The organism is Mesorhizobium sp. P2_B11, assembly GCF_056404855.1.
This window is the reverse complement of record NZ_JBFUDF010000001.1, coordinates 302,331-321,373: the sequence shown is the minus strand read 5'-3', so window position 1 is coordinate 321,373 and position 19,043 is coordinate 302,331. Positions and strand designations below refer to the sequence as shown.

General features: G+C 62.2%; 16 protein-coding genes and 1 tRNA gene. 12 read left to right on the top strand and 5 right to left on the bottom strand.

Annotation, left to right across the window (positions count from 1 at the left end; translation table 11 throughout):
- Nucleotides 1-48 precede the first annotated feature (48 nt).
- Nucleotides 49-912 carry a prephenate dehydratase gene (locus AC1DYJ_RS01415; RefSeq protein WP_477408893.1) on the bottom strand — a complete coding sequence of 288 codons (864 nt, stop codon included), beginning with the start codon at nucleotides 910-912 and terminating at the stop codon, nucleotides 49-51.
- 9 nt (nucleotides 913-921) lie between these two features.
- The gene (locus tag AC1DYJ_RS01410; protein WP_477279326.1) at nucleotides 922-1,650 is read right to left on the bottom strand and encodes a 3-deoxy-manno-octulosonate cytidylyltransferase; all 729 of its coding nucleotides are present in this window, start codon (nucleotides 1,648-1,650) and stop codon (nucleotides 922-924) included.
- A 191-nt stretch (nucleotides 1,651-1,841) separates the two neighbouring features.
- Between AC1DYJ_RS01410 and AC1DYJ_RS01405 the strand changes: the two genes are divergently transcribed.
- From AC1DYJ_RS01405 to AC1DYJ_RS01375, 7 genes are all read left to right on the top strand, one after another.
- Nucleotides 1,842-2,495, top strand: coding sequence for a c-type cytochrome (locus AC1DYJ_RS01405; RefSeq protein WP_477279324.1), 654 nt, complete (start codon nucleotides 1,842-1,844; stop codon nucleotides 2,493-2,495).
- Between the two features lie 152 nt (nucleotides 2,496-2,647).
- Nucleotides 2,648-4,525 carry an extracellular solute-binding protein gene (locus tag AC1DYJ_RS01400; protein ID WP_477279322.1) on the top strand — a complete coding sequence of 626 codons (1,878 nt, stop codon included), beginning with the start codon at nucleotides 2,648-2,650 and terminating at the stop codon, nucleotides 4,523-4,525.
- Nucleotides 4,525-6,393, top strand: a complete 1,869-nt coding sequence (locus AC1DYJ_RS01395) for an extracellular solute-binding protein (protein ID WP_477279320.1) — start codon at nucleotides 4,525-4,527, stop codon at nucleotides 6,391-6,393. Before AC1DYJ_RS01400 ends, AC1DYJ_RS01395 begins: the two co-directional genes overlap by 1 nt.
- A gap of 30 nt (nucleotides 6,394-6,423) precedes the next feature.
- Nucleotides 6,424-7,524 carry a microcin C ABC transporter permease YejB gene (locus tag AC1DYJ_RS01390; RefSeq protein ID WP_477279318.1) on the top strand — a complete coding sequence of 367 codons (1,101 nt, stop codon included), beginning with the start codon at nucleotides 6,424-6,426 and terminating at the stop codon, nucleotides 7,522-7,524.
- Entirely contained in the window at nucleotides 7,524-8,663 is a 1,140-nt protein-coding gene (locus AC1DYJ_RS01385; RefSeq protein WP_477279316.1) for an ABC transporter permease, read from the top strand. The genes AC1DYJ_RS01390 and AC1DYJ_RS01385 overlap by 1 nt, the downstream gene beginning before the upstream one ends.
- Nucleotides 8,660-10,288 carry an ABC transporter ATP-binding protein gene (locus AC1DYJ_RS01380; RefSeq protein WP_477279314.1) on the top strand — a complete coding sequence of 543 codons (1,629 nt, stop codon included), beginning with the start codon at nucleotides 8,660-8,662 and terminating at the stop codon, nucleotides 10,286-10,288. The genes AC1DYJ_RS01385 and AC1DYJ_RS01380 overlap by 4 nt, the downstream gene beginning before the upstream one ends.
- A gap of 20 nt (nucleotides 10,289-10,308) precedes the next feature.
- Entirely contained in the window at nucleotides 10,309-11,250 is a 942-nt protein-coding gene (locus AC1DYJ_RS01375; protein WP_477279312.1) for a 2-hydroxyacid dehydrogenase, read from the top strand.
- A 12-nt stretch (nucleotides 11,251-11,262) separates the two neighbouring features.
- Here AC1DYJ_RS01375 and AC1DYJ_RS01370 read toward each other — a convergent pair whose 3' ends face one another.
- Both AC1DYJ_RS01370 and AC1DYJ_RS01365 read right to left on the bottom strand, forming a co-directional pair.
- Nucleotides 11,263-11,622 carry a hypothetical protein gene (locus AC1DYJ_RS01370; protein ID WP_477279310.1) on the bottom strand — a complete coding sequence of 120 codons (360 nt, stop codon included), beginning with the start codon at nucleotides 11,620-11,622 and terminating at the stop codon, nucleotides 11,263-11,265.
- Nucleotides 11,623-11,730: 108 nt separating this feature from the next.
- Nucleotides 11,731-12,660 carry a methyltransferase domain-containing protein gene (locus tag AC1DYJ_RS01365; protein ID WP_477279308.1) on the bottom strand — a complete coding sequence of 310 codons (930 nt, stop codon included), beginning with the start codon at nucleotides 12,658-12,660 and terminating at the stop codon, nucleotides 11,731-11,733.
- Nucleotides 12,661-12,765: 105 nt separating this feature from the next.
- Between AC1DYJ_RS01365 and AC1DYJ_RS01360 the strand changes: the two genes are divergently transcribed.
- From AC1DYJ_RS01360 to AC1DYJ_RS01350, 3 genes are read left to right on the top strand one after another with little or no spacing between them, the layout of a single operon-like run.
- The gene (locus tag AC1DYJ_RS01360; protein WP_477279306.1) at nucleotides 12,766-13,776 is read left to right on the top strand and encodes a ligase-associated DNA damage response exonuclease; all 1,011 of its coding nucleotides are present in this window, start codon (nucleotides 12,766-12,768) and stop codon (nucleotides 13,774-13,776) included.
- 1 nt (nucleotide 13,777) lies between these two features.
- Nucleotides 13,778-15,376 carry a cisplatin damage response ATP-dependent DNA ligase gene (locus tag AC1DYJ_RS01355; protein WP_477279304.1) on the top strand — a complete coding sequence of 533 codons (1,599 nt, stop codon included), beginning with the start codon at nucleotides 13,778-13,780 and terminating at the stop codon, nucleotides 15,374-15,376.
- Between the two features lie 29 nt (nucleotides 15,377-15,405).
- Nucleotides 15,406-16,224 (top strand): isocitrate lyase/PEP mutase family protein, encoded by an 819-nt coding sequence (locus AC1DYJ_RS01350; protein ID WP_477279302.1) that lies wholly within the window; start codon nucleotides 15,406-15,408, stop codon nucleotides 16,222-16,224.
- A 19-nt stretch (nucleotides 16,225-16,243) separates the two neighbouring features.
- On the opposite strand, the gene AC1DYJ_RS01345 is transcribed toward AC1DYJ_RS01350, so the two are convergent.
- A complete protein-coding gene (locus AC1DYJ_RS01345; RefSeq protein ID WP_477279300.1) occupies nucleotides 16,244-17,473 on the bottom strand; it encodes a hypothetical protein in 1,230 nt (409 codons plus the stop codon).
- 354 nt (nucleotides 17,474-17,827) lie between these two features.
- Between AC1DYJ_RS01345 and AC1DYJ_RS01340 the strand changes: the two genes are divergently transcribed.
- Nucleotides 17,828-17,903 (top strand) — tRNA-Thr (locus tag AC1DYJ_RS01340).
- Between the two features lie 216 nt (nucleotides 17,904-18,119).
- Nucleotides 18,120-18,983: a hypothetical protein gene (locus AC1DYJ_RS01335; RefSeq protein WP_477279298.1), complete on the top strand. Its 864-nt coding sequence runs from the start codon at nucleotides 18,120-18,122 to the stop codon at nucleotides 18,981-18,983.
- Nucleotides 18,984-19,043: the final 60 nt, after the last annotated feature.

Sequence of the window (19,043 nt, the reverse complement as noted above, 5' to 3'; positions counted from 1 at the left end):
AACATCACCGGCATTTCTCATGAGAGACGACCGTATCTGGATACCTATTTAGTCGGCGACCTTCCACTGCTCGCGCGACTCGCTGGCGGGATAGACGCCCAGAATGCGCACTTCGCGTGAGAAGAAGCGCAGCTCGTCCAGCGCCAGCTTGACCAGCGGATCGTCGGGATGGCCCTCGATATCGGCGTAAAACAGTGTCGCCGTGAAAGCGCCCAGCTGGTAGCTCTCCAGCTTGGTCATGTTGATGCCGTTGGTGGCGAAGCCGCCCATCGCCTTGTAGAGCGCGGCCGGCACGTTGCGGACGCGGAACATGAAGGTCGTCATCATCTTGGTGTCGGCCGAAGGCCGTTCGGCCAATCGCTTGTCCTTGGTCAGGACGACGAAGCGGGTGACGTTCGAGTCGGTGTCCTCGACATTCCTCTCGATGATGTCGAGCCCATAGAGTTCGGCGGCGAGAGCCGGCGCGAGCGAGGCCATGGTGCGGTCCTTGAGCTCCGACACCAGCTTGGCCGACCCCGCCGTGTCGCCGGCAATCACCGGCTTCCAGCCATTCTTGCGGATGTATTTGCGACACTGCCCCAGCGCATGGATGTGGCTGTGCACGGTCTTGATCTCTTCGCGCTTGACGCCCGGCAGCACCATCAGCTGGAAGTGGATCGGCAGGAAATATTCGCCGACGATGTGCAGTTTCGATTCCGGCAGCAGATGATGGATGTCGGCGACGCGCCCGGCGATGGTGTTTTCGATCGGGATCATGGCGAGGTCGGCCTTGTTGGTCTCGACCGCGTTGAAGGCATCCTCGAAGGTCGGGCACGGCAACGGAACCATGTCAGGGAACATGTTGCGGCTGGCGGTGTCGGAATTGGCGCCGGGCTCGCCCTGGAAGGATATTCTGTTGGTCTTTTCAGGCATGCCGATATCTCAGGTTGAAAGGATGGTTCTGGCGCGTTCGAGGTCTTCCGGCGTGTCGACGCCAAGCGGCAGCGACTGCACGATCTCGGCGTCGATGCGCATGCCGGCCTCCAGCGCCCGCAACTGCTCCAGCCGCTCGCGCCGCTCCAGTGGCGACGGCTTCAGCGCGACGAAGCGCTCGAGCGCCGAACGACGATAGGCGTAGAGACCGACATGGTGATAGAGCGGCCCCTCGCCCCAGGGTGCGGTGGCGCGGGTGAAATAGAGCGCCTTGAGCCGCGTCGCCGACAGCGGCGAACCGACGATCTTGACGACATTGGGATTGGTCTTTTCCTCGTCGCGGACGATCTCGACGCCAAGCGTGGCGATGTCGACCGCGGCGTCCTCGAACGGCCGCAGCGCAGCGCCGATGATTTCGGGATCGATGGTCGGCAGGTCGCCCTGCACATTGACGATGGTTTCGACCTTATGGCCGGGGTCGAGCGCGGTCAGCGCCTCGAAAATGCGATCGGAGCCGGATTCATGGTCGATGCGCGTCATCACCGCCTCGAAACCGTGCGCGCGCACCGCGTCGGCCACGCTTTGCGTGTCGGTTGCCACCACCACCCGGCCAAGCCCGGCCTCGGCGGCGCGGCGGGCGACATGCACGATCATCGGGGCCCCAGCTATATCGGCCAGCGGCTTGCCCGGCAGGCGGGTCGAGGCCATGCGGGCCGGGATCAGGATGAGCGTGGACATCGGGGCTGCTGGCGTTTGAAAAGACGATGGGAAAAGTGGCAAAAGGTCTCACTGGAAGCGCCCTTATAGGTGTTGCAACGCTGGAGCAAAAGACCTAGTTTCCGCCCGATTTGACCGGCTCGACGGGGTGGGTCACGATACCGACGGACGGAGTGGACGATCGGTCCGCCGGAAAAGGGAGCAAGGGGCGTATGGATTCCAACGAAGTCAACAAGCTGCTCGCCGGATTGCTCGGAACCTGTTTCGTCGTTTTCTCGGTCGGGCTGGTGTCTGACGCGCTGTTCGCCTCGCCCGCTCCGGAAAAGCCCGGCTACGCCATTGAGGCGACCGAGCCGGCCGAAGGTGGCGGCGCCGGACCTGCCGTAGAGGCCAAACCGATTGCCGATCTGCTGGCCACCGCCAATGTCGAGCAGGGTGCGGCTGTGTTCAAGAAATGCCAGGCCTGCCATTCCGGCGAAAAGGGCGGCCCGAACAAGGTCGGCCCGGATCTCTGGGACCTGATCGACCGACCGGTCGCCGAGCATGAGGGCTTCGCCTATTCGGCCGGCATGAAGGAATTCTCCAAGGGCGGCGCTGAAAAGTGGACCTATGACAACCTCAACCACTTCATCACCTCGCCGAAGAAGTTCGTGAAGGGCACGGCGATGGGCTTTGCCGGCCTGCCGAAGGACGAGGACCGCGCCAACGTCATCGCCTATCTGCGCACGCTGTCGGACAGCCCGAAGCCGCTGCCGACCCCAGGTGCCGCCGCCGACGCGAGCGCGCCAGCCAAGCCTGCCGAGGGTGCCGCTCCGGCAAAGCCGGCTGAAGGTGCTGCGCCAGCTCCGGCAGCGCCCGCGAAATAACCGATTTGTCATCTCGACGATCTCAAAAAAGCCGGGTTCAGCCCGGCTTTTTCTTTAGGAAAACCGCATATGCGGCGACAAAGCCGGCGCATGGCGGTTTTCACCGGCGTCAAATCATCTAGGATTGCCGGGCATCGCGAAGAGGAGAACGCATGACGGTTGGCCGTACGCTTCTGAGGTCCTTTTTTGTTGTGGCCGCCCTCGCAGGCGGTCTGCAGGCAGCCTTCCCGGATGAATGGCACACCACCTCCTCGCTGATCGGTCCCTCCAAATATGGCGAAAATTTCCAACGTTACGACTATGTGAACCCGGACGCGCCCAAGGGCGGGACCTACAATTCGGTCGTTTCCGGCACGTTCGACAGCTTCAATCCCTACATCGTGCAGGGCTCGCCGGCGGCCGGCCTGTTGCCGTTCGGCGGCGGCTTTCTCTACGATACGCTGATGGACCAGGCGACGGATGAAGGCAGCGTCAGTCACCCTCTCGTCGCCGATGCCTATAAATACCCCGCCGATTACTCGTCCGCGACCTACCGGCTGGACCCGCGCGCGAAATGGCATGATGGCCAGCCGATCACGGTCGACGACGTGATCTGGTCGTTCCAGGTGCTGAAGGCCAACAGCCCGTTGTACAGCCGCTATTTCGAAAACGTTACCGACGCGATCGCGGTTTCGGACCGCGAGGTCGAGTTTCATTTTGACCAGAAAGGCAATCGCGAGCTGCCCAAAATCCTTGGCGACCTTGTCGTTTTGCCCAAGCATTGGTGGGAAGGCACCGACGCCAGCGGCAAGAAGCGCGATATCACCAAGGGGACGCTGGAGCCGCCACTGGGTTCGGCCGCTTACAAGATCGCCAGCTTCAAGGCCGGTTCGGAGATCGTCTGGCAACGTGTGCCGGACTATTGGGCGGCCAAGCTGCCGGTGAAGATCGGCCGCGAGAATTTCGACATCCAGCATTTCACCTACATTCTTGACGACAACGCGTCCTGGGAGGCGTTCAAGAAGGGTGGTCTCGACGACATCAAGCCGGAAAACAGCTCGAAGCGCTGGGCGACGTTTTACGATTTCGCGGCGCTCAAGGCCGGCGATGTGATCAAGCAGGAGTTCAAGACCACCTCGCCCGAGCCCATGCAGGCTTTCATGCTCAACCAGAGGCGCCCGCTTTTTGCCGATCGTCTGGTCAGGGCCGCGCTCACCTACCCCTTCGATTTCGAGTCGATGAACCGCACGCTGTTCTTCGGCTTCAACAGCCGCACCCACAGCTATTTCCAAAGCACGGAATTGGCCTCGAGCGGCCTGCCGCAAGGCAAGGAACTGGAAATCCTGGAAAAGTACCGCGACAAGCTGCCGCCCGAACTGTTCACCCAGGAATTCAAGCTGCCGGTTTACGATTCGCCGCAGGCCGAGCGGAAATATCTGAAGCAGGCAGTCGACCTGTTCGCCCAGGCCGGCTGGGTGATCAAGGGCGGCAAGATGGTCAACGCCAAGACTGGCGAGCCATTCAAGTTTGAAATCCTAGGCTCGGGTGAAACCGACCAGGTCATCTCCAGCCCCTGGATCGCCAATCTGCGCAAGATCGGCGTCGATGCGACATTGCGCATCGTCGACCCGAGCCAATACACGAACCGCATCCGAGATTTCGATTACGACGTCATCACGGGGCAGCTTCAGCAGTCGGAATCGCCCGGCAACGAGCAGCGCGACTTCTGGAGTTCGAAGGCCGCCGATACGCCGGGATCGCGCAATTATTCTGGCATCAAGAACCCGGTCGTCGATGCCCTTGTCGACCGCATCATTTTTGCCACGGACCGCGATGACCTCGTCGCCACAACCCATGCGCTCGATCGTGTGTTGCTGTGGAACTACTATGTCGTGCCGCAATACTACCGTGCTGTGGTGTGGCTCGCTTACTGGAACAAATTCGGTATCCCGGAAAAGCAGCCCGGCTACCGTGGCGCCGATATCGATTCCTGGTGGATCGACGCCGAGAAGGAAAAGGCGCTCGCCGCCAAATACAAGGGCAGCAATTGATGGCGGGGCTTCCTCGCCGCGACTTCCTGGCGCTCAGTGCCGCGGCGACCGCCGCAACGCTGCTGCCGGGCAAGGCTTTCGCTGCCAGCCCGACCGGCGCAAAACTGCACGGCCTGTCGGCGTTCGGCGACCTCAAGTACAAGCCGGATTTCAGCCATTTCGACTACGTCAATGTCGATGCGCCGCAAGGCGGCACCTTCAATTTCCTGCCACGCACCTGGGGCTGGAACCAGGCGCCGACGACCTTCAATACGCTGAACTGCTTCGTGGCCAAAGGCGACTCGCCGCAGCGCCTGGAGATGTGCTTTGACACGCTGATGGTGCGGGCGCTCGACGAGCCTGACGCGATCTATGGGCTGATCGCCGATGGCGTGACGATCTCCGACGACCGCAACGCCTTCACCTTCTCACTTCGCCCGCAAGCCCGCTTCCATGACGGCACGCCGCTGACGGCCGAGGACGCCGCCTTCACGTTCAAACTGCTCAAGGACAAAGGGCACCCGGACTTTGCCCTGACACTGAAGCATCTGGATGACGCGGTCGCTGTCGACGCGCACACGCTCATCCTGAAATTCTCCGGCAAGCAGACAAGCCGCACCATTCTCAACGCCGCCGGCTTCCCGATCCTGTCGAAGGCTTTCTACTCGGCCAACCCGTTCGATTCCTCGCAAATGAACCCACCACTGGGCTCAGGGGCCTACAAAGTCGGCCGCTGGTCAGCGGGCGCATGGATCGAATATGACCGGGTGGCCGACTATTGGGGCAATGACCTGCCGGTCAATCGCGGTCAGAACAATTTTGCCCGCATCCGCGTCGAATTCTACCAGGCGCGCAGTGCATCTTTCGAAGCGTTCAAGAAGGGCGAGATTCTCTACAAGGAGGAATCCGTCTCGCGCATCTGGGCGACGGGTTACGACTTCCCCGCCTTCGCCGCCGGCAAGGTGGTGAAGAACGAATTCCCCGCCGAAACCATGCCGTCGATGCAAGCCACCGCCGTCAACCAGCGGCGCGAGCAGTTCCGCGATCCGCGCGTGCGCCAGGCTATCGGGCTCTGTTTCGATTTCGAATGGACGCGGCGCAATTTCTTCTACGGTTCCTACGAGCGCTCGCAATCCTGCTTCGAGCAGTCCGACTTTCGGGCAAAGGGCCCGCCGTCGCCAGGTGAATTGGCGCTTTTGGAGCCACTGCGCGACCAGATTCCAGCCGAGGCTTTCGGCGAAGCGGTGATGCAGGACGTATCGAACGGCTCGGGCCGTGATCGAAAACTGCTTGGCAAGGCTGCCAAGCTTTTGGCTGATGCCGGCTGGAAACGCTCCGGCAACTTCGTCGTGAACGACAAGGGCGCCAGGTTGTCGGCGGAGTTCCTGGTCGACGACGAGGTCTTCGAACAGGTCTACTCCCCCTGGATCGAGAACATGAAGGCGGTCGGCATCGATGCCTCGATACGGCTGGTTGATGCGGCGCAGTATCAGCTGCGGCAGAATTCGTTCGACTACGATCTCGTTTCAGCCGCCTTCATTTTCGGCGCCACGCCAACCTTTGACGATCTGGAGGTCTTCTTTCACTCACGGACCGCGAAGGTTACGGGTTCCCGCAACCTTCCGGGAACCTCCAGCCCGGCCATCGACGCGCTGATCGACGCAGCGGGCGCCGCGCAAGATCGCGAAAGCCTGACAATTGCCATGCGCGCGCTCGACCGGGTCTTGCGCGCCCGGCGCGATTGGATTCCAAGTTGGTTCCTGGCGAATCACCGTAGCGCCTACTGGGACATGTTCGGCTTTCCCGAGCACAAACCCGATTTCGGCTTTCCGGTCGAATCGCTGTGGTGGGTCGACAAGGGCAAGGCGGCGAAAATTGGCAAGGGCTGAGATGATCGTTCGCGCAGGATTGGCGGCCTGATGGGCGCTTATATACTGCGGCGCATCCTTTTGATGATACCGACCCTGTTCGGCATCATGGCGGTATCGTTCGCCGTTATCCAGTTTGCACCCGGTGGCCCTGTCGAACGGGTTATCGCCAGCCTTACCAACCAGGGCGGAGGCGATCGCCTCGGCGGTGGCGGCGGCGATGCCGGCGGCGGCGGCGGTAATTTCGATGTCGCAGGCGATGTCGGCTCGAAGTACCGAGGCGCGCAGGGGCTCGATCCCGAATTCATCAAGAAGCTGGAAAAGCAGTTCGGCTTCGACAAGCCGCCACTCGAACGTTTCGGCATGATGCTGTGGAACTATGCGCGCTTCGATTTCGGCGACAGCTATTTCCGCGACATCTCGGTGCTCGACCTGATCCTGGAGAAAATGCCGGTATCGATCTCGCTCGGGCTGTGGATCACACTTCTGTCCTACCTGATCTCGATCCCGCTCGGCATTCGCAAGGCGGTCAAGGACGGCTCCGCCTTCGACGTCTGGACCAGCGGCGTCATCATCGTCGGCTACGCCATACCGGCGTTCCTGTTCGGCATAATGCTGATGGTGCTTTTCGCCGGCGGCTCGTTCTGGGACTGGTTTCCGCTGCGCGGCATCGTTTCGGACAATTGGGACCAGCTCTCGTGGCCGGATAAAATCGTCGACTATTTCTGGCATATGACCTTGCCGCTGACGGCGCTGGTGCTATCGGCCTTTGCCACGACCACGTTGCTGACCAAGAACTCCTTCCTGGAAGAAATCCGCAAACAGTATGTGGTGACGGCGCGTGCCAAGGGCCTGTCGGAGCGGCGGGTGCTCTATGGCCATGTCTTCCGCAACGCCATGCTCATCGTCATTGCCGGCTTTCCCGCGGCCTTCATCTCCGCCTTCTTCACCGGCTCGCTCCTGATCGAGAACATCTTCTCGCTCGACGGTCTTGGCCTGCTGGGTTTCAAATCCGTGCTTGACCGCGATTATCCGGTGGTGTTCGCCACGCTCTACATTTTCTCGCTGCTCGGCCTGTTCGTTAACCTGCTGTCCGACCTCATCTACACATGGGTCGATCCGCGCATCGATTTCGAGCGGAGAGACGTCTGATGACGCAGGCCGCAGCCGAGATGATCCCCCCGAGGATCGCCCGCCCCCGGCTCTCGCCGCTCAACCTGCGGCGCTGGCAGAACTTCAAGGCGAACAAGCGCGGCTACTGGTCGCTGTGGATATTTCTCACCCTGTTCGTGCTGTCGCTGTTTTCCGAATTGATCGCCAACGACAAACCGATCGTCGCCTACTACAAGGGCGAGATCCTGTTCCCGGTGGCAGTCGCCTATCCCGAGGAAAAGTTCGGCGGGTTTTACGCTGTCACCGATTATCGCGATCCGGTCATCCGCGACGAGATCAACGCCAATGGCTGGATGATCTGGCCGCCGGTCCGCTATTCCTACCGCACCGTCAACAATGCGATCCCCGACGCCGCTCCGGCAAAACCGTCATGGGAATACGACGCGCAGAAGCGATGCAGCCAGTATCCGCAGGGCGCTGCCGATCCTGACTGCATCGTCGGCAACTGGAACTGGCTGGGCACCGACGACCAGGCGCGCGACGTTCTGGCGCGCATCATTTACGGGTTCAGGATTTCGGTGCTGTTCGGGCTGATCCTGACCGCGGGCTCTTCGGTGATCGGCGTCGCGGCCGGCGCGCTGCAAGGCTATTTCGGCGGCTGGACCGACCTTTTGTTTCAGCGTTTCATTGAAATCTGGTCGGCAATCCCCGTGCTCTACCTGCTGCTGATCGTATCCGCCATCCTGCCGCCGGGCTTCTTCATCCTGCTTGGGCTGATGCTGCTGTTCTCCTGGACGTCGCTGGTCAGCGTGGTGCGGGCCGAATTCCTCCGCGCCCGCAACTTCGAATATGTCAACGCGGCTCGCGCGCTTGGCGTGTCCAACCGCACCATCATGCTGCGCCATCTTCTGCCCAACGCCATGGTGGCAACGCTGACCTTTATGCCTTTCCTGGTTAGCGCCTCGATCTCGACGCTGACCTCGCTGGATTATCTCGGCTTCGGCCTGCCCCCCGGCACGGCGTCGCTCGGCGAACTGCTCAAGCAGGCGCAAAGCAATCTCAACGCCCCCTGGCTCGGCATATCGGGCTTCGTCGTCATCTCGCTGATGCTGTCGTTGCTGGTCTTCATCGGCGAAGCGACGCGCGATGCGTTCGATCCGCGCAAGGCATTCCGATGAGCGAGGCCCTGCTCTCTGTCCGCGATCTCAGCGTCGCCTTCACGCAGGGCGGCAATCAGTCGATTGCCGTCGACCACATCTCCTTCGATCTCGCCAAGGGCGAGACCGTGGCACTGGTCGGCGAATCCGGCTCGGGCAAATCGGTCTCGGCGCTGTCGGTGCTGAAGCTGTTGCCCTATCCGACGGCCAGCCATCCCTCGGGCAAGATTCTGTTCCAGGGCGCTGACCTTTTGGCGATGAACGAAAAGCAGCTGCGCAGCGTGCGCGGCAACAAGATCACCATGATCTTCCAGGAGCCGATGACCTCGCTCAATCCGCTGCACACGATCGAGCAGCAGATCGTCGAGATCCTGGCGCTGCATCAGGGCATGGGCGACCGCCAGGCCAAGGCGCGAACGCTGGCGCTACTCAAGGAGGTCGGCATACGCGAGCCGGAAAAGCGCCTCGACGCTTACCCGCACCAGCTGTCGGGGGGCCAGCGCCAGCGCGTCATGATCGCCATGGCGCTGGCCAACGAACCCGAGCTGTTGATCGCCGACGAACCGACGACGGCGCTCGACGTCACCGTGCAGGCGCAGATCCTCGAATTGCTGGCGGGGCTGAAGAGCCGCAAGGGCATGTCGATGCTGTTCATCACTCATGATCTCGGCATCGTCCGCAAGATCGCCGACCGCGTCTGCGTGATGACCAAGGGCAAGATCGTCGAGACCGGGCCGACGAAGGAGATCTTCGCCAACCCGCAGCATGCCTATACCAAACACCTTCTGGCGGCCGAGCCGAAAGGCAAGCCGCCGGCCGCCAACGATGCAGCCAAGCCGGTGATGACCGGCAAGGACATAAAAGTCTGGTTCCCGATCAAGAAGGGTTTTTTCCGCACCACCGTCGACAATGTGAAGGCGGTGGACGGCATCGACGTCACCGTACGCGCCGGCCAGACGCTTGGCGTGGTCGGCGAATCCGGCTCCGGCAAGACGACGCTCGGCCTGGCGCTGGCGCGGATGATCTCGTCGACCGGCACCATCCAGTTCAACGGCAGCGATATCAACCAGTTGTCCTTCAACGCCATGCGACCGCTGCGGCGCGAGTTGCAGATTGTGTTCCAGGACCCGTTCGGCTCGCTCAGCCCGCGCATGTCGGTGTCGGAGATCATCGAGGAAGGGCTGAAAATCCACGAGCCGAAGTTGTCGCCCGACCAACGCGACGACAAGGTCGTTGCCGTGTTGAAGGAGGTCGGGCTCGATCCGGCCACCCGCAATCGCTATCCGCATGAATTCTCCGGCGGCCAGCGCCAGCGCGTTGCCATTGCGCGCGCCATGGTGCTCAATCCGCGCTTCGTCATGCTGGACGAGCCGACCTCGGCGCTCGACATGAGCGTGCAGGCGCAAGTGGTCGACCTCCTGCGCAACTTGCAAGCCAAACATGACCTCGCCTATCTGTTCATCAGCCATGATCTGAAAGTCATCCGCGCCCTTGCCAACGACGTCATCGTCATGCGCAATGGCAGGATCGTCGAAGCCGGCCCGTCCGAACAGATTTTCGAGCGGCCGCAGACCGACTATACCAAGGCGCTGATCTCGGCCGCGTTCAGGATCGAGACGGCGCCGGTGGGCATCGTCAGCGAATAACAGGGAATACAATCCGCAAAATGGAAAAAGGCAAAATCCTGCTTGCCGTCACCGGCTTTCATCCGCAGCGCTGGCGCGAGCTACTGTCGGCGGAGCGCGAGGTGGTGCTGGAGCCGGACGGCGCCTCTGACCCGTCGATCACCTATGCGGTGGTCTGGAAGCAGAAGCCGAACTTGCTCAAGTCGCTGCCCAATCTGCGCGCCATCTTTTCGATCGGCGCCGGCGTCGACCACATCTTCGCCGATCCCGGCCTGCCCGACGTGCCGATCGTCAGGGTGGTCGCCGACAACCTCACCCAGTACATGACCGAGTATGTCGTCTGGCGGGTGCTCGACCATCACCGCCAGGGCATGCTCTACCGCGCGCAGCAGCCGAAGAAGACCTGGCACGAACCGCCGCAGCGGCCGGCCGGCGACATTTCGGTCGGCATTATGGGGCTCGGCAATCTCGGCCGCGCTGCCGCATCGGTGCTGTTGTCGCTCGGTTTTGCCGTCAATGGCTGGTCGCGCAACGACCGGCCGATGAAAGGCGTTTCGACCTATGCCGGCGAGGCCGGGCTGATCCCCTTCCTCAACGCCACCGACATACTGGTGGTGCTGTTGCCGCTGACGCCGGACACGCAAGGCATCATCAACCACGGCGTGTTGAAGGAATTGCGCAAGCGCAACGGCCTCGGCGGCTCGGTGCTGATCAATGCCGGGCGCGGCCGGCTGCAGAAGGACGCCGACATTTTGCGCGCGCTGGACGACGGCACGCTGAAGGAGGCAAGTCTCGACGTGTTCGAGGTCGAGCCGCTGCCGAAGACCAGTCCGCTCTGGGGTCATCCGAAAGTGTTCGTGACGCCGCATGCGGCAGCAACCTCGGACCCCGTCCACCTGGCCCCGATCATGCTGCGCCAGATGGACGCCTTCGAGCGCGGCGAGAAGCTCGACAATCTCGTGGATCGCAAGGCCGGTTACTGAGGAAGTCCAGGTTCAGCTCGGCAGCGCGAACTTCTTCTGCTTGTTGGGCTTGCCGCAGTCGCGCCGTTCTATCGAGCGATTCATGGCGTCGATCTTGCCGCTTGCCAGGTCGGTGTCGCGCTTGGCTTTCGAGCGTACATCCGGCGTGAACGGGCCGAAGCCCATCGCCGGATTGGAGAAGCTCGGCTTGGCGTCCGTCGACAGATGATATTGCTGCGCCAGCCCGTTGCGCTGCGCCAGCAACTGGTCGCAAGGCACGCCGTCATAGAGCAGCGACGACTGGATGTTTTCGTCCTGCCGTTCGGACATCGAACTGCCCATGCAGCCGGTCATCGCCAGGCAAGACGCCAAGACCATCATGTTCCAGCGCATCTGTTCCTCCTTAATGGCAAGCCGAGCGGACCTTTTCTCGGCAAATATCCTATCTGATGCCGCGCCGGACGAAAAAATCCTATTCACATTTTCGAACAGGACGAGACATCAGCCGGACGACAACGTCGCCAGCACGGCCAGCCCATCGACCGGCTGGCGGCGATCCCAGCGGATGACCGTGGGCTGCACGGACAACACCGACAGGCCGCCGGCGGCAAGCACCCGCTCGACATAGGCTTGAGAATGGGCGTAGCGGCGCGATGGCCGCAGCGCAAACCCGGCTACACCTGCCGCCTCGCCTTCAGCCGGTGTTTCGACGGAAAAGGCAAACAGGCCGTTGCCGGCCAGAATGCCGGCGATTGTCTTCACCACACAATCGAGTGCGCCGACATAGATGAACACATCGGCCGCCACCACCAGATCGGCTTTCGGTCCGCCATAGGCAAAATGCTGCAGATCGGCCTTGGCGAGCAGGTCGTAGACACCTTTGGCTCGCGCCTTTTTCAGCATGGCGGCGGAGATGTCATAGCCCTCGAGCCGGTCGGCCAGCGGCCGCAACCTCTCGCCCATCAGGCCGGTGCCGCACCCGAGGTCGAGCGCCAGTGAAAAGCGGCCTAGCCTTGCGGCGCGAATGGCAAGATCGAGAAACTCCGGCAGCCGGTAGCCGAGTTTATCAACCAGAGAGTCCTCGAAAGTTTCGGCATAATGGTCGAACAGCGTTTCGACGAAAGCGCTGGGTGGCGCCGCGGCGACCGGCGCCTTGCCGATCAGCTGCAGCTTCAGTGCTGCGCCCAGGCGATCCGCCGGGTCGAGCTTCAGCGCCATCGCCCAGGCCTGCGCCGCCAGGTCGAGCTGCTCCCTTGTCTCCTGCATCTCGCCGAGGCGGAACCAGCCCGCCGCCCATTGCGGCGCCAGCTCCAGCGCGCCGAGCAGCAATTCCGCAGCCGCCGCAGGGTCGCCCGAGCCGAAAAGCATTTCGGCGTAATCAGCACGGCGATCGGCGGTCAGGTCGCCGGACGAGGTTTTCAGCGTTTGCATGGCGATGGGTCCGCCGGCTGATGCGGCCGGTGGCTGGCTGTAGGACGAGTCAGCAGTCTCTTGCAACAGGCTTCCCGCGCCGGATTTTGTGCCTATCTTGGAACCATGCGCGCCAGCGACCTGCTCCACTCCCGGCCGGAAGGCCTTTATTGCCCGCCGGGCGATTTCTTCATCGACCCGGTGCGGCCGGTCAACCGGGCGCTGATCACGCACGGCCATTCCGACCATGCCCGCTCCGGCCATCGCTCGGTGCTGGCCACGCAACAGACGCTCGACATTATGGGGCTACGCTATGGCGAGGATTTTGCCGGAACAACGCAGGCCGCGACGCTCGGCGAAGCGATGGCGCTGAACGACGTCACCGTCACCTTCCATCCGGCCGGTCATGTTCTGGGCTCGGCGCAGATCGCGGTCGAGCACAAGGGCAGGCGCATCGTCGCCTCCGGCGACTACAAGCGCCGCAGGGATGCGACCTGCGCACCGTTTGAGCCGGTGAAATGCGACGTGTTCATCACCGAAGCGACCTTCGGCCTGCCGGTGTTTCGCCATCCGCCCGATACGGAAGAGATCGCCCGGCTGCTGAAATCGGCGGCGCAGTTTCCCGAGCGGTCGCATCTGGTCGGCGCCTATGCGCTGGGCAAGGCGCAGCGGGTGATGCGGCTGCTGCGCGATGGCGGCTATGACAGGCCGATCTATATCCACGGCGCGCTGGCAAAACTCAGCGAGTATTATCAGAGCCAGGGCATCGACCTCGGCACGCTGGAGCCGGCAACGGTGGACAGCGGCGGCAAGCAGGATTTTGCGGGCGCCATCGTCGTCGGCCCGCCATCGGCCTTTGCCGACCGCTGGGCGCGGCGCTTTCCCGACCCGATCTCGTGCTTTGCGTCAGGCTGGATGCGCATCCGCCAGCGCGCCAAGCAAGGCGGCGTCGAACTGCCGCTGATCATTTCCGACCATGCCGACTGGGACGAACTGACCGCCACCATCAAGGAGACCGGCGCCGGTGAAATCTGGGTGACGCATGGCCGCGAGGAAGCGCTGGTGCGCTGGTGCGAACTGGAAGGCATCGCCGCGCGGCCGCTGCATCTGGTGGGGTACGAGGACGAGGGCGATTGAGGTGAACCGTTTCGCCGAACTCCTCGACCGGCTGGTGCTGACGCCGTCGCGCAATGGCAAGCTGACGCTGCTTGTCGATTATTTCCGCAGCGTCGAGGACCCCGATCGCGGCCTGGCGCTGGCTGCAATCACCGGCGATCTCAACATCGCGGCAGTCAAGCCGGCCATGCTGCGCACGCTGGTCACCGAGCGCATGGACCCGGTGCTGTTCGGCTATTCCTACGACTATGTCGGCGACCTCGCCGAAACGGTCTCGCTGGTCTGGCCGCAAACGCCGGGGCATATCCCCAACCGGGAGCCGACGCTTGGCGATGTCGTGGCGAAGTTGCAGGCGGCGAGCCGTTCCGACGGCCCCAAGGTGCTGTCCGGCCTGCTCGACAGCGCCGGTATTTCGGCGCGCTTCGCCATCATCAAGCTGGTCACCGGCGGCTTGCGCATCGGCGTTTCGGCGCGGTTGGCCAAACAGGCGCTGGCCGATTTCGGCAAGGTCGATGTCGCCGAGATCGAGGAGCTGTGGCACGGGCTGACACCGCCTTACGTCTCGCTGTTCGCCTGGCTGGAAGGCAAGGCCGAAAAACCGCAGCGGACCGCACTTGCCTTGTTCAGTCCAGTGATGCTGTCGAACCCGGTCGGTGACGGCGACCTCGAAAAGCTCGATCCGGCCGACTATGCGGCCGAGTGGAAATGGGACGGCATCCGCGTCCAGGCGGTGTGCGAGGGCGGCGTGCGCCGGCTCTATTCGCGCACCGGCGACGATGTCTCAGGCGCCTTTCCCGATCTTGCCGAAGCCATGAATTTTTCCGCCGCGCTCGACGGCGAATTGCTGGTCGGCGAGCCCGCGGCGACAGGCACGTTTTCGGACCTGCAGCAGCGGCTGAACCGCAAGAGCGTGACGCCCAAGATACAGCAGCAATACCCGGCCTTCATGCGCTGCTACGATGCGCTGCAGATTGGTGGCGAGGATTTGCGCGCGCTACCCTTCCGCGAGCGACGGGTTCGCCTTGAAGTCTTCATCAAGACGCTCGACCCCAGCCGCTTCGATCTCTCGCCACTGGTCGACTTCGCTGACTGGCCGGCGCTGGAGCGGCTGCGGCAGGCGCCGCCGCACCCGATCATCGAAGGCGTGATGCTGAAGCGCTGGGATTCGCCCTATCTTGCGGGACGCCCGAAAGGCCCGTGGTTCAAATGGAAGCGCGATCCGCACACGGTCGATGCGGTGCTGATGTATGCGCAGCGCGGCCATGGCAAGCGCTCCAGCTTCTACTCGGACTATACGTTCGGCGTCTGGTCGGGGCCGGAAGGCGCGGAGGAACTGGTGCCGGTCGGCAAGGCCTATTTCGGCTTCACCGACGAGGAACTGAAGCAGATCGACAAATTTGTCCGCGACAACACAGTCGAGCGCTTTGGCCCGGTGCGCTCGGTGCGCGCCGACCGCAAGCAGGGGCTGGTGCTGGAAGTGGCGTTCGAAGGCCTGAACCGCTCGACCCGGCACAAATCCGGCGTCGCGATGCGATTTCCCCGCATTTCGCGGCTGCGCTGGGACAAGCCGACGGCCGAAGCCGACCGCATCGAGACGCTGCAGGCGTTGCTCGATCGCTAGAGAAAACTCCAAAGCAGGCAGGAGCGCAGATGATTTCCCGGTCAGAGAAAGTTGAACGGTTTCGTGCCCTGCACACATCCGGCTGCTTCGTCATCCCAAATCCGTGGGACATAGCCGGCGCACGGATGATGGCGGGTCTGGGCTTCAAGGCGCTGGCGACGACGTCGTCGGGGTACGCATTCTCAGAAGGCAGGAAAGACGGAGCGCTGGACGTCAGCCGCGACGAGAGCCTGGCCTATGCCGCCGAGATCGCGGCTTCGACCGATGTTCCCGTTACGGCCGATCTGGAGGACGGGTACGAAGATACGCCCGAGGGCGTCGCCGAGACCGTTCGGCTGGCGGCCGAGGCTGGATTGGCGGGGCTGTCCATCGAGGACCGGCAGCCGAATTCCAATGTGCCGATACGCGATTTCGACGACTCGGTGGCGCGGGTGGCTGCCGCCGCTGAGGCCGCGCGAAAACACAACATCGTGCTGACCGCCCGCGCCGACGGTCTCGGCAAAGGCGCCTATGATCTCGAAGAGGCCATTCGCCGCCTGAGGGCATTCGAGGCGCTCGGCGCAGAGGTTCTCTATGCGCCCGGCGTGCCGGACTTGGCGTCCCTCGAGAGGCTTTGCCGCTCCGTTAACGCGCCCGTGAATCATGTGATCGGCCAGGGTGTCTCCGGATTGACCCTTCACCAGATTGCGCAAGCCGGTGTGCGGCGGGTCAGCGTCGGTGGATCGCTTGCCCGCGCAGCCGGCGGAGCGCTGATGACCATATGCCAGGAGATTGCGATAGGCGACCTCACCGCATTGGACTCCGCCCCGGCATGGGGCGTCCTGCGCAACCCCAAGGCTGTGATCTAGATCACCGGCGCTGCCGGACTCACGGCTCGATCGAGACGCGGATCTCGTAGATGTCGACCGCCTTGCCCTGCTTGTCGAAGTCTGAGTTGATGGCGATGCTGCCGGCCGCGCCAGGGGGCTTGTCGGGGAATTTCACGTCGAACAGATATTCGTTGCGCTGCTGGCCAACGGCATAGCGCTTGCGGCCGCAATCGCCGAGATCGCCGAAATTGCAGTCGACGGAGATCTGCGTATCCTTGCCGTCCTCGGCGCGAGCGATGATGTCGAACACGGCATGTTTGCCGGCAAGCTTCTCCAGCACGCCTTGTCCGACATCGAAGCTGACGGCCGAGCCGGAAGCGCCGGAGCGGATGCGCAGGACGGGACCGGCATCGTCCTGTACGACATCGGCCGTGGCGTCGGACGGTGTCGCGACATGCGTCGGATCGGTCGGCGTGAACACATTGATCCATTCGCGCGCCTGTTCCGGGTTTCCAGGCTGCTGCGGCGCGTTTGTATCGGCGGGCGGCGTGAAATCGTCATCGTCGACAGTCGGCGGCGGCTCGGGCGGGGCCGTGTTGAGCTGCGCCGGCGTCTTGAAGACACCGGTCTGGACGGCGAAATAGAGGCCGATGCCGGCGGCGGCGAGCAACGTCACGCCGAAGAAGATGGCCGTCAGCGGCAGGCGGCGGCCCCTTATCCGCCTTTCGTCGCGGTCGGGCGCCACTTCCGTCGCGGCCTCGGCCGGCGCGGAATCGGCCATATCGATCGCCGGGGCGCCCGGCAGCGCGGCGTCGGGCATGATATCGGGGACAACCGGCAGGACGCGCGAGCGCGGCGCGTCGGATGCGTCAGGCTGCACCGGCCCGTCAACGACGATCGCCGGCGACGGCCCGGCTGCGACGCCAGTCGGGGCATCGATTGCGGGCGCTTCGGTGGCGCCTGGCGCCTGTACGGCATCTTGCGTCTGCGCAGCGCCCTGTGTCTGCACCGCGCCTTGCGTCTGCGCAGTGCCTTGCGCCTGCGCGGCGTCCTGCGTCGGCAGGGTGACATCCGGCACCGCCGGCAGGAATTCGGATTCGATCTCGGCGATCTTTTCCTGCACCGCCTTGCGACGCTTCATGGCGGCCTCGACCGTCACGCCGGGATTGGCCTGAAGGACGCGGTCGAGCGCGGCGAAGGCCGAGCGGTAGACCCTCTCGCGAAACGCCCGGTCCTCGGCATTGCCTTTCTCGAAGGCGTTGCGGATCGCTTTTTCGATCGCGTCCAAGCGAATTTCCCCTGTCCGTTCGCTCACATTGCCATGATCGTTAGCCGCAGGCGACCAATCAATCAACGGGCGAGCGACTGCATTCTGCCTTGGCGGGGCGTTGAAAGCCAATTTCCAGGGTTTTTGACAATAAAATCAGCCTGTTTCGTCACCTTCCCGGGCAATTTTCGCACAGAACGTCGACATATCCCCACGCGATCGAAAGCGAAACGGGACGTGGCTCATTCCCGCACCAACGGGAAAATGCCAGGACGAATTGCCGGATACCGCCTCGAAATCGCGGTTGCCCATCTTGAATTGGCGGCCGGTTGAGTCTATCACCCAGCCGATCTTGGAAGCCTTGGCGCTTCCCGGGCCGCTTTAGCTCAGTTGGTAGAGCACATCATTCGTAATGATGGGGTCAGGTGTTCGAGTCACCTAAGCGGCACCAGTTCTTCCCAATGTTTAGAATTGTTTGCGTAGGCGTCCCGCGCAGAACCTTATTTGGGCTGGCTCGCAAATAAGGAAGAGCTCGATTTGGCGTCGGCTGGTCAACCCCCACATGGGTTGTTAGGCTGAGCCATATGGGGGGCGTCACTTGGGTTCTTTCCTTTCGATATGGAGAGCTTGTCAATCTTGGTGGTTCGACACTATTCAGAGCATGAGTATGCGACTCTCGGATCTGAGCGAAACTATTCGATGGTCACTTATCGCGAATTTTGGCCAGTCGCCGGCTGTCCGTTTGACGATACTGGTTCCCTTCATAGGGTATTTGATCATCTTTAACGAGAACCTCCAATCGTACATCGGGTTGGTCTTCGACAAAATTGAGTACGTATCGATTCCACAATCGTCGTCGGGAGTGCACGCCACCCTACGATTTTACAATCTGTATTTCGGATTGCTGTTTCTCGGGATCGGATCTTTTCTCTACACGATCTTCGCCCCTCGACAGATCAAGCAGCACCCTCTCGTCGCTGACTATGTCAAGTACATGGATTCGATTGCCACCGAGAATCTTACCCGAGCGAGCTTAGACAATTTGCTTGGAATCTTTATGAGTTCAAATGACGATGAACAGCGGCATCCATCGTATGGGATGCCATCGTTCAGCTTCCCAAGTGAAATCTCGTCCCTCACACACGCCTTTATAAAATCAATCTACCTCAAATCGGAGTGGGCAAAGAAGCCGCCCGAACTTGACCCTACCGAAGAAGACTTCCCGGAGGGCGAAGAGCATCTAGCCGAAATTTTTACCGGTAGTGGCTATCTACTGACTAACGTTATCGTCGAGAGAATGTATGCAAATCGACGATTTGACTCGCACTTCGTAGACTCTATGTTCACTTCGGCTCTACAAGGTAGCCGAGATGTTTTTGTGCTCGAACATCAGGCTCTCGACTGCTCGAATTTTTTCGGAAGAGTATTTGTCGCCACTTTCTACGCCCTTGGCTTCTCAATCCTTTTCATCCCGACCGCAAAGGTCACATTCGCCATTATGAAAGCCTTGTATCTTGGCGAGGCGCCCTAGCTGGCAGACGGCCAAAGCCGGGCCTTGTAGCGCGACAGGCGTGCGCTTCGCCCCACGTGT